The organism is Rhodococcus sp. ENV425, from assembly GCF_002887785.1.
In the GTDB taxonomy this organism is placed as follows: domain Bacteria; phylum Actinomycetota; class Actinomycetes; order Mycobacteriales; family Mycobacteriaceae; genus Rhodococcus; species Rhodococcus aetherivorans.
This window is the reverse complement of sequence record NZ_PCZU01000247.1, coordinates 15,434-25,122: the sequence shown is the minus strand read 5'-3', so window position 1 is coordinate 25,122 and position 9,689 is coordinate 15,434. Positions and strand designations below refer to the sequence as shown.

At 69.4% G+C, this 9,689-nt stretch carries 10 protein-coding genes and 1 pseudogene; 6 read left to right on the top strand and 5 right to left on the bottom strand.

Going from position 1 to position 9,689, the window contains the following annotated elements:
• Nucleotides 1-216 (bottom strand): annotated as a pseudogene (locus CQZ88_RS31535) (LppP/LprE family lipoprotein); the annotation flags it as partial.
• A gap of 193 nt (nucleotides 217-409) precedes the next feature.
• Nucleotides 410-1,738, bottom strand: a complete 1,329-nt coding sequence (locus CQZ88_RS21590; protein ID WP_065922594.1) for a cyclopropane-fatty-acyl-phospholipid synthase family protein — start codon at nucleotides 1,736-1,738, stop codon at nucleotides 410-412.
• A 464-nt stretch (nucleotides 1,739-2,202) separates the two neighbouring features.
• Here CQZ88_RS21590 and CQZ88_RS21585 point away from each other — a divergent pair, with 464 nt between their 5' ends.
• The 4 genes from CQZ88_RS21585 to CQZ88_RS21570 all read left to right on the top strand — a co-directional run bounded on the left by CQZ88_RS21585 (nucleotide 2,203) and on the right by CQZ88_RS21570 (nucleotide 5,710).
• On the top strand, nucleotides 2,203-3,450 hold the full coding sequence (locus CQZ88_RS21585; RefSeq protein WP_102800292.1) for an amidohydrolase: 1,248 nt from the start codon (nucleotides 2,203-2,205) through the stop codon (nucleotides 3,448-3,450).
• Nucleotides 3,451-3,686: 236 nt separating this feature from the next.
• Nucleotides 3,687-3,854: a hypothetical protein gene (locus CQZ88_RS31530; protein ID WP_231772855.1), complete on the top strand. Its 168-nt coding sequence runs from the start codon at nucleotides 3,687-3,689 to the stop codon at nucleotides 3,852-3,854.
• Nucleotides 3,855-4,043: 189 nt separating this feature from the next.
• The gene (locus CQZ88_RS21575) at nucleotides 4,044-4,709 is read left to right on the top strand and encodes a HEAT repeat domain-containing protein (protein WP_065922596.1); all 666 of its coding nucleotides are present in this window, start codon (nucleotides 4,044-4,046) and stop codon (nucleotides 4,707-4,709) included.
• Nucleotides 4,709-5,710, top strand: coding sequence for a MerR family transcriptional regulator (locus tag CQZ88_RS21570; RefSeq protein ID WP_065923479.1), 1,002 nt, complete (start codon nucleotides 4,709-4,711; stop codon nucleotides 5,708-5,710). Before CQZ88_RS21575 ends, CQZ88_RS21570 begins: the two co-directional genes overlap by 1 nt.
• A gap of 112 nt (nucleotides 5,711-5,822) precedes the next feature.
• Here CQZ88_RS21570 and CQZ88_RS21565 read toward each other — a convergent pair whose 3' ends face one another.
• Entirely contained in the window at nucleotides 5,823-6,206 is a 384-nt protein-coding gene (locus CQZ88_RS21565; RefSeq protein ID WP_065922597.1) for a VOC family protein, read from the bottom strand.
• A 154-nt stretch (nucleotides 6,207-6,360) separates the two neighbouring features.
• On the opposite strand from CQZ88_RS21565, the gene CQZ88_RS21560 reads away from it, so the two are divergent.
• Entirely contained in the window at nucleotides 6,361-6,819 is a 459-nt protein-coding gene (locus tag CQZ88_RS21560) for a hypothetical protein (protein WP_006930659.1), read from the top strand.
• Here the strand turns inward: CQZ88_RS21560 and CQZ88_RS21555 are convergent.
• Entirely contained in the window at nucleotides 6,806-7,105 is a 300-nt protein-coding gene (locus tag CQZ88_RS21555) for a protease inhibitor I42 family protein (RefSeq protein ID WP_029543529.1), read from the bottom strand. The two genes, CQZ88_RS21560 and CQZ88_RS21555, sit on opposite strands and share 14 nt — an antisense overlap.
• Before the next feature lie 143 nt (nucleotides 7,106-7,248).
• Between CQZ88_RS21555 and CQZ88_RS21550 the strand changes: the two genes are divergently transcribed.
• On the top strand, nucleotides 7,249-7,686 hold the full coding sequence (locus CQZ88_RS21550) for an SRPBCC family protein (RefSeq protein ID WP_006930655.1): 438 nt from the start codon (nucleotides 7,249-7,251) through the stop codon (nucleotides 7,684-7,686).
• Nucleotides 7,687-7,793: 107 nt separating this feature from the next.
• Here the strand turns inward: CQZ88_RS21550 and CQZ88_RS21545 are convergent, their stop codons facing one another.
• Nucleotides 7,794-9,614, bottom strand: a complete 1,821-nt coding sequence (locus CQZ88_RS21545) for an NAD(P)/FAD-dependent oxidoreductase (protein WP_102800291.1) — start codon at nucleotides 9,612-9,614, stop codon at nucleotides 7,794-7,796.
• Nucleotides 9,615-9,689 lie beyond the last annotated feature (75 nt).

Here is a 9,689-nt window from a genome sequence, read left to right as displayed (position 1 = left end):
CGCGAACACCTCGGGTGCGTCGAGGGCGACGTCCGGGTCGCACGGCTGTTCGCCCACCGTCGTGGACACGGCGGCCCCGCCGGTGGGTGCCTGACGGGAGGACGTCTCGGTGGACGGTTCGGCCACCGGCTGCCCGTCCTGCACCTGGGCGCAGCTGGCCAGGATCGCCATCGCAAGGGCCGACACAAGGGTGACACCGGCTGTGCGACTCGGCATGGGCTCCTCGGACTCTCGGGTGCGACGGCGGTCGCCGCGACGGGTACGAATGGTGTCAGTTCGGATCATCCCAGTCGAGGCCCGTGGCAAGGTCGCGGAATGGTCAGCTCGGTCGAGCCGAGCAAACTCCGGCTACCTCGTCAGAAGCCGGTAGAACTCCGCATCGTGTCCGTGTGCCGGCAGAGGACCGACATCACTGCGTGTGACTGTGGCCCGGCGGAGAGGGGTCCGGTTCGGGTGGCCGCAAGAGTTCGGCGCGGGTGCCGGGCATGCCGCTGTGACCCCGTTCGGTGCATTTGACCGCCAGGACCTGATTGATCCCGAGCCGGTTCGCCGCAAATGCCAACGCCGAGCCGGCCATGTACAGCCGCCATACTCGTGCCCGCCCGGCGCTGCTGTGGGCCACCGCCTCGTCCCAGTTCGACTCCAGGTTCGCCACCCAGGCCCGCAGGGTCGTCGCGTAGTGCTCGCGCAGCGACTCGACATCGCGCACCTCGAAACCGGCCCCTTCGAGCGCCTCGATCATCGTCGCGAGCGGCAAGATCTCGCCATCGGGGAACACATAGCGATCGATGAACGACGTTTTCGAGAACTCGGCGAGGGATTTGCCCGGTCGCCGCGAGATCGCGTGGTTGAGCAATCGCCCCTGCGGGCGTAGCAGCGCGAACAGGTCCGCGGCATAGGTCGCCAGCATCGCAGCGCCGACGTGCTCGGCCATGCCGATGCTCGAGATCGCGTCGTAGGGGCCGTCGGTGACGTCGCGGTAGTCCTGGACCCGGATCTGCACCAACTCGCCCACGCCCGCGTCGACCATCCGCTTGCCGGCGTAGTCCGCCTGTTCGTGGGACAGGGTGACACCGACGACGTGCGCGCCGTAGTGACGTGCCGCGTGCAGCGCGAAGGTCCCCCACCCGCAGCCGACGTCGAGCACCCGCATCCCCGCGGTCAGGCCGAGCTTGCGGGCCACCAGATCGCATTTGGCGTACTGGGCGGCGTCCAGATCCTCGCTCTGCGCCGCCCAGTATGCGCACGAGTAGGTCATCGACTCTCCGAGCACGAGTCGATAGAAGTCGTTGCCGACGTCGTAGTGGTGGCTGATCGCGGCGGCGTCACGCCCCTTGTCGTGCCGGCGCCCGCGCACCGGTTTCATCTCCTCCACCGGCGGCCGCGGGGGCGGGCCGAGGATCCCCAGGCGCAGCGCCGCTTTCACCACCGCCTTCTTCGTGTGCCCGTCGATCCGGACACCCGGGCCGCGGCTCGGGTCCGACACCTGCTCCAACACGTCCAGACCGGGGAGCAGGTCTCCCTCGATGTCGATGTCGCCGGAGACGTAGGCCCGAGCGAAACCGAGATCGTTGGGCGACCACAGCAATCGCCGTAGACCACGCCTATTGACCAGGTGCACCCGCCAGGGCGCGTCCGCAGGCCCACTCCGACTGCCGTCCCAACACCTGATCCCGACCGGAGCCTCCTCGCCCAGCACCGCACGAACCAGCGGCGCCACCGTGTCAGCGACCGTCATACGCACCTCCGTCACAGTTCGGGCCCGACCACCATCGCGACTGCGCGGTTCCCGCTGCTCGCCGTGACGCTCAGGGCCTGTCAACCCGCACCCGCGTCCCGCAACGCCACCTCGTCGACAGTATCGATGGACCCCCCTCGCCGCACACCATTACACCAATCTCCGTGTCACCAAACCGGCTTCGCCGAGCTTGCACACCTCGTCGACCACCGGTCCAGCGCCACAGGCTCCGCCAGGGCAGCCCTCGACCCGAGCCGGCTGTGGCCGATAGCGCTTCGGGCGAGGCGGTGGCCGAACGTCTTCGTGCGCAACCCGTTCGAGCCGGGTCGCATGAAGTCACCCCGCGCCGAGTAAGGGCGTGGAAGGATGGCCTCACGCACAACCGCGCTCCGTGTGCACAGCCAGCCCCATGGAACCCGAAGGTCGAGTCGTCTGCCCAGCAGAAGACGTAATCGAAGAAAACCATGACCGCACCCGGCGGTATCACGATCGATCCGGCACTCGTCGATCTGTACAAGGACCTGCACCGGCATCCCGAGCTCGGATTCCGAGAAGATCGCACCGCCGCGATCGTGGCCGACCGGCTGAGGGCATCGGGATTCGAGGTCACCACCGGCGTAGGGAAGACCGGCGTGGTCGGCGTCCTGAAGAACGGGCCGGGGCCGACCGCGCTGCTGCGGGCGGACATGGACGCCCTTCCCGTCCGGGAGGACACCGGGCTCGACTACGCCGGCACCGCCACGGCCACCGACGAGCACGACGGCACGGTGCCGGTCGCTCATGCGTGCGGCCACGACCTGCACACCACCTGCCTGCTGGGCGCGGCCCGAATTCTCGCTACCGACCGGTCCGGCTGGACCGGCACCCTACTGCTGGTGTTCCAGCCCGCCGAGGAGCTGGGCGCGGGTGCGCAGGCCATGGTGGACGACGGACTGTTCGACAGATTCCCGAAGCCGGACGTCGTGCTCGGTCAGCACGTGGCGCCCCTGCCGGCCGGCAAGATCGCCGGACATCCCGGCCCGTCGTACGCGGGCTCGGATTCTCTGCGGGTGCGGCTCGTCGGAAGGGGCGCGCACGGACCGATGCCGGAGGCGTCGGTCGATCCCATCGTGTTGGCCGCCGCCACGGTGTTGCGTCTGCAGACCGTCGTCTCCCGGGAGATTCCGAGTACCGCGACCGCGGTGCTCACCGTCGGGTCGATCCATGCCGGTGACGCCGCGAACGTGATTCCCGGGCACGCCGAGATCCAGTTGAACATCCGCAGTTACGACACCGCCGTGCGCCGCCGCATCCTCGACAGTGTCGAACGCATCGTGCGCGGCGAAGCTGCCACGGCCGGCGCGCCGGAGGACCCGACCATCACCGAGATCGAGCGCTTTCCGGTCGTCACCAACGACGCGGACGCGTTGCGCACGAGCCTCGAGGCCTTCGCGACCTGGCTGGGGCAGGACAACATTCTCGATCCGGGAGCCGGCGCCGGAAGCGAGGACGTCGGCATTCTCGCGACCACCGCCGGGGCGCCGCTGTCCTACTGGCTTCTCGGCGGCGCCGATCCGTCGCTCTTCACCACCGGTGACATGACCGATCCCGCGCTGCTCACCGTGCCGTCCAACCATTCACCCCACTACGCCCCTGTAATCGAACCAACGCTGCCGATCGGGGTCGCCGCGTTGGTGACCGCTGCCCGGACGTGGCTGCCGTCGACTCACTGACCGTCCGCAGCACCGGTCTCGATGCGTCCGCAATCACCCGCTACCGGCTGCACCGCATCGACCCATACCGAGTTGCTGGACGACAAGCGACCTTACGTCAAGTGACTTGGGTCTGGTGACCGGCAACACCGGCTCGGCCGGCAACATCACCCCCTGATCAATGCGGCGGTGTACCTGCGCACCGATCCGAGCACCCCGCCGCTTCGCGGGTGGACCATGGACTTCGACTACTGCCCGTGCACGGTTCACTGGCGCAACGAGACGACCGGCGCCCCCGGCACCGCAAAGCCCACACCGACCTGCTGCCGGTGCAGACCGCTGCGGACGCGATCACCGCTACCGTCACCATCGACGGGGCAAGTATCACGCTGCAGTCGGGCGCCCCCACCTGGCACGCCGCGTGAACGAGCGGTGAATCCGGGGCCGGACGGCCCCTCGAACAGCGCCGATTCCCCGCACGACGGATGCGGCCGAGGGAGATGCTTTCGTCGGTGCGCGCGGATCGTGACGCCAGGCGCTGCGCCGACGGCGAGCATCACTTGACCTTCACACTGTGACAAGCGCTCGAATGGTCGACGAAGGAGGTGTATCCCATGAACACAGCCAGCCACGGCGAGCCGGATGCTCGCCTCGTCGCCGCCCTCGTCAGTGCCGATCCGGCAACTCGGCTGCGGTCGGCGCTCGAGGCCGGCACCCTCGCCGACGTGCGGCTCACGACCATCCTCGTCGGCCGGTGCGGCGTCGAACCGGACTTCTTCGTCCGCGACATGCTGACGTGGGCGCTGTGCCGGCTCCCGGCCGACGTCACCGTGCCGAGACTGCTCGAGGAACTCGGCTCCGGCAGCGCGCAGGCCCGCAGTCAGGCCCTGCACACGCTGTCCAAGATCGGCGATCGGAAGGCCTGGCCTGCGGTGTCGACGATGCTGCACGACGGGGACGACGACGTTGCCCGCAGTGCCTGGCGGGCGGCTGTCACGCTCGTGCCGGCCGGCAGCGAGGGCCGGCTCGCCGCGGCTCTGGGGACCGCACTCGGCCGAGGCGACCACGACCTGCAACTCAGCCTCAGCCGTGCACTGGCGATGCTCGACGAGGCGGCGACGCCGGTCCTGGAAGCGGCCATGGTGAGCTCCGACCCCGGCGTCCGGGCGCATGCGGAAGCTACCGAACGGCTCCGCCTCGATCCCGACAGCGGGTTCACACTGTCGCTGGAGCTGGCGAAACGTGTCGCCGCCACCGCACCGGACCGGGAAGTGACGTGATGTTGATCGGTGAGGTCTCGCGACGTTCCGGTGTCAGCACCCGCATGCTGCGCCACTACGACGCCCTGGGTCTGGTGACGCCGACGGGTCGCACCTCCGGCGGCTACCGCGAGTACACCACCGACGACATCCGTCGCCTCTTCCATGTGGAGAGCCTCAGGAGTCTGGGCTTGTCGCTGCACGAAACCAAACGCGCGCTGGACGAACTCGACTTCGCGCCGGCCGAGTTGGTGCACGACCTGATCCGGCACACCCGTGCGCGGATCGCTGCCGAGACCGAACTGCTTGCGCGACTCGAGCGGGTCGACTCGGCCGCGCCGGAAGCGTGGGAGGACGTCCTGCGCATCGTCACACTGCTACACGCGTTCGAATCGGAGTCCGGGTCCCGCCGTCAGCAGGCCGTCCTGTCGCAGCACGAGAACGCGGCGCTGCCCGTCGAGGCTCTGGCCGAGGCAGCACTCGCAGAGGACGACCCGAACGTCGCCGGGGCGCTGCGCTGGTCGTTGGCGAGGGCAGGGGCTGCGGGGCTGGCGGAGTTGGCTGCCGGGTTGGACTCGGCAGACGTCGACGTCCGGCGGAGGACGATCGCTGCTGTCGCGGAGGTGCACGTCCCAGCCGCGACCGCGCTGCTGTCGAAGGCTCTCGACGACAGCGATGTCACCGTCCGCGACCGCGCCGCCGTGGCCCTCGGCTCCCGGGGTGCCGGGGAGGCCGTGCCGATCCTGCTGGAGATGGTCGTCGAGGGCCGGGCCGACGTCGAAGCCGCCGAGGTTCTGGGCATCCTGGCCGGCGCATCGGGGTCCACGGTCGACGTTGTCCGCGCCGTGCAGGAGGTGCTCGACGGCTCGCTCGACGCACCTGCACGCCTGCGCGTGACGCAGGCACTCGCCGAGATCCCCGGACCTGCGGCACGGGACGTCCTCATCGCACTGACCGACCACCCCGACCGGGTGGTCGCAACGACCGCGTCCGTGATCCTGGACAGGCGCGAGTCACCGTGAACGGCTGAGGTGCGCCCAGCACCCCGCGGGGTGCACGGGCCGAGTCGATCCGCCCCGGCCCTCCTCGCAGGGTGCGTTCACAGTCGACGTCGAACAGCCCCCGACGCGGCCGCTACACGCCGCGCCTCGACTCCCACAACCCGATCACGTTGCCCTCGGTGTCGGCGAAGTACGCTGCGAATCCCATGTCGCCGATGGGCATTCGCCCCGTCACCGTCTTCCCGCCGAGGGATTCGATCCTCTGCAGCGCGGCGTCGATGTCCTCGACGTCGACGGTCACGACGGGACTCTTCAACTCGTCGCGTCGGAACATGCCCCCGTTGATGTACCCGGGTTCGGTGGAGGTGCCGGTCTCGTCGACGGGACCGGTGGTGACGAGGGTGTAGTCCATGCCGGGGACGTCCGCGAGCGACCATCCGAATGCGTCGCGATAGAAGGACCGGGCGCGGTCACCGTCGTCGTAGGGGAGCTCGAAGTGCACGATGCGTCCTGCCATGACGTTCGCCTCCTGTGCGACCGGAACGACCGGGTTTCAGCGTAGCCTCCGCGAACTGGTGGACCCGCCCGATCGAGGCCGATCGGCGCTAAGCCACCGCTAAGAGGATGCGGGTGTACTCGACCGTGACAGCCCGGTCGAGCGAGGAAGAACCATGCACGAGAGCACGTTGACCGTCCACCTCCGGGCGGTGCTGCAGTTGACGCAGACGCAGATCCAGATCTTGGCGGCGCGCCGGGAGCGCACGGCCGACCCGGTGCGCCTGCGGGAGATCGCGGACGATCTGGAGCACGCGCTCGGCTACCGGGACGCTCTGGAGCAGGCCCTCCAGGATGGCGGCGCGCCGGCCGAGCGCCCGTCGGCGCGGGCCGCGCGCCTGAGTCGCTGCGTGGAGCAGATTGCGACGTCCGGCGACGGGCGCCGGGTGGCGGTGCTGGAACGGGTCCTGCACGAGCAGCTGGTGGACCGCACCCGGGCGCTGGCTCGACTCACCGCGGCCGGCGACCATCGGCCGGTGCACTACTGGGCACGGCGCTACCTGGCGCACTGCCGGAGCCTGGGCGAACCGCAACCGGCCGGGGGCGACGAGCAGTGGTCCGTCAGGTCACGGTGACGGTCATGCTCCGCTCGTCCGCCGACCTGTGCTCGGCCCGCTGCAACTGGAGCGACACCGGCCAGGTGCCGGGCCGCTTGGCGCGCAGGTAGAGGATGCGTTCGCTGCCGGCGCCGGGGAGCGGATTCCGGGACGGTACGAATCGCACGTCGCTGAGCAGGAGACCCTTGCCGATGTGGGTGGGGCACCAGGTGTAGTCGCGGGAGGTGTTCTCCGGCAGGTGCAGTTCGATGGTGTCGCCCACGGCGACCTGCAGGTCCCGGGGTCCGGTCGTCACGTGCCTCATTGGACCAGAGTACGGCGGCTTTGTGATCTATGTCACTATCGGGAGCGATCCGGGGGCCTCGTTCGTCGGAACACGTGTCGGGGGTCCGCGAGGCGGGTACCCGGACCACCGAGATGGGAATCGACCAGGGAGTGGGAACACATATGGCCGCATCGGTGTCAGACGAGTTCGAGATCGAGGCGACGCCCGAGCAGGTGATGCGCGCGTTGACCGACATCGAGCGCATCCCGGAGTGGTCGTCCTCCCACAAGGACGTGCAGGTCGAATCGCGGCACGACGACGGCCGGCCCCGCGTCGTGCGCATGACGCTCGCACTGTTCGGCATCTCGGACACGCAGGTGATCGAGCACGAGTGGACCGAGGAGTCCACCTCGTGGACGCTGATCGAGAGCGAGATGCAGCACTCCCAGGACGGCGAGTACCGCCTGACCCGCACCGAGCGCGGGACGCGCGTGCGGGTGACGATGTCCACCGACCCGAAGATCCCGGTGCCGGGCTTCATGCTCAAGCAGGGCCAGAAGCACGCGGTGAAGACGATCCGCAAGGGTCTGACCGAGTTCGTCCTGCGGCACTACGCCTGACCCGGCAGCCCGACCCGGCACCAGGTCCGGCACGCCACCCGCCCACAGTCTCGGCACGCCGAGCCGCCGGCGCGTCGTGCGCGCCGGCGGCTCGTCGCTTTCCGGGATCAGCTCAGGTGGTGGACCTCCTGAAGCCCGTACACCGGCGTCGGGATCCCCTCGTGCCGGGCCTTGAGCTGCAACGCCAGGTACAGCGAGTAGTGCCGCGACTGGTGCAGGTTGCCGCCGTGGAACCACAGGCCCTCCTGCCGGGTGGGCTTCCACATGTTGCGCTGCTCGCCCTCCCACGGGCCGGGGTCCTTGGTGGTGTCCGACCCCAGGCCCCAGCACTTGCCGACCTTGTCGGCGACGTCCTGGCCGATCAGGTCCGCCGCCCACCCGTTCATCGAGCCGTAGCCGGTCGCGTAGACCACCAGGTCGGCCTCGAGCTCGGTACCGTCCTCGAGGATCACGCTGTTCTCGGTGAGTTCGCGGACGCCGCCGTGGGCCAGCTTGATCTCGCCGTCGGCGACGAGTTCGGCGGCACCGACGTCGATGTAGTAGCCGGACCCGCGGCGCAGGTACTTCATGAACAACCCGGAGCCGTCGTCCCCGAAGTCGAGCATGAACCCGGCCTTCTCGAGCCGGGCGTAGAAGTCGGCGTCGCGCTCCCGGATCGCGTTGTAGACGGGAATCTGGAACTCGTGCATGATCCGGTACGGCAGCGACGCGAACGTCAGGTCGGCCTTGGCCGTCGTCATCCCCGCGGCCAGGGCCCGCTCGGAGTACAGGTCGCCGAGGCCGAGGTCCATCAATGAGTCGGATTTGACGATGTGCGTGGACGAGCGCTGCACCATCGTCACGTCGGCGCCGACCTCCCACAGCGCGGCGCAGATGTCGTGCGCCGAGTTGTTCGCGCCGATCACCACGGCCTTCTTGCCCGCATACGCGTCCGGCCCGGGATGCTGGCTGGAGTGGTGCTGGTCCCCGCGGAACCGGTCCATGCCGGGGAAGGTCGGGATGTTGGGCTTGCCGGACATGCCGGTGGCGAGCACCAGCTGCTTCGGCCTCAGCACGACGGGTTCGCCGTCGCGGACCACGTTCACGGTCCACTCGCCGGTCGCCTCGTCGTAGGACGCCGAGGCGCACGTGGTCTTGGACCAGTAGGGCACCTCCATGACCTTGGTGTACATCTCGAGCCAGTCACCGATCTTGTCCTTGGGCGCGAACACCGGCCAGTTCTCGGGGAACGGCATGTACGGCAGGTGGTCGTACCAGACGGGATCGTGCAGGCACAGCGACTTGTAGCGGCCGCGCCACTGGTCGCCGGGCCGGTCGTGCTTGTCGAGCACGAGCGCGGGCACGCCGAGCTGGCGCAGGCGGGCGCCCAGGGCGATGCCGCCCTGGCCGCCGCCGACGATCACGACGTACGGCTGGGTGGTGTAGCCGAGTTCGCGCTCCTCGGCCTCGCGCTTCTCGGACCAGGTGACGCGGTTGCGGTCGGCGCCGTGCTGCACGCCCTTGGGCCGGCGGACACCCTTGCTCTCCTCGTGCCCCTTCAGCTCCTGCATCGTGGTGAGCAGGGTCCAGGCACCCTCGTCCTTCAGCCGCAGGTGCCCGACGCCGCGGCCCACAGCGGTCTCGAACGCGATCCAGGCGCTGACGACGCCGCCGTCCTCGGTGGGGGGCTCGGTGGTGCGGAACCCGCTGGGGTCGGCGTCGTGCAGCCGCGCACGGAGCATGTCGCCGACACCTTCCCGGCCCTCGACGGTCTTGAGGTTCCAGGTGAAGGCGACCAGGTCGCGCCAGAAGCTGTCGGTGGCGAACATGCCCGCGGCGGCCTCGACGTCGCGCGCGGCGAGGGCGGCCTCGAAGTCGGCCAGCCACGCGTCGACCCTCTGCTGCGGTCCGGTGATCGCGGCGTCGGGTGGGGTCAGTGTGTCGGTCATTGCGTGCTCCTCGTCCTGAACTGTTGTGATACAGAGCACACCGCACGGCAGGTGGGTGCGGCCAGCGTTGCATCG

What these genes read in the sequence shown, in the direction of transcription:
- CQZ88_RS21590 (WP_065922594.1), bottom strand. Translation starts at nt 1,738, where the DNA reads ATGACGGTCGCTGACACGGTGGCGCCGCTGGTTCGTGCGGTGCTGGGC.
- CQZ88_RS21585 (WP_102800292.1), top strand. Translation starts at nt 2,203, where the DNA reads ATGACCGCACCCGGCGGTATCACGATCGATCCGGCACTCGTCGATCTG.
- CQZ88_RS21575 (WP_065922596.1), top strand. Translation starts at nt 4,044, where the DNA reads ATGAACACAGCCAGCCACGGCGAGCCGGATGCTCGCCTCGTCGCCGCC.
- CQZ88_RS21570 (WP_065923479.1), top strand. Translation starts at nt 4,709, where the DNA reads ATGTTGATCGGTGAGGTCTCGCGACGTTCCGGTGTCAGCACCCGCATG.
- CQZ88_RS21565 (WP_065922597.1), bottom strand. Translation starts at nt 6,206, where the DNA reads ATGGCAGGACGCATCGTGCACTTCGAGCTCCCCTACGACGACGGTGAC.
- CQZ88_RS21560 (WP_006930659.1), top strand. Translation starts at nt 6,361, where the DNA reads ATGCACGAGAGCACGTTGACCGTCCACCTCCGGGCGGTGCTGCAGTTG.
- CQZ88_RS21555 (WP_029543529.1), bottom strand. Translation starts at nt 7,105, where the DNA reads ATGAGGCACGTGACGACCGGACCCCGGGACCTGCAGGTCGCCGTGGGC.
- CQZ88_RS21550 (WP_006930655.1), top strand. Translation starts at nt 7,249, where the DNA reads ATGGCCGCATCGGTGTCAGACGAGTTCGAGATCGAGGCGACGCCCGAG.
- CQZ88_RS21545 (WP_102800291.1), bottom strand. Translation starts at nt 9,614, where the DNA reads ATGACCGACACACTGACCCCACCCGACGCCGCGATCACCGGACCGCAG.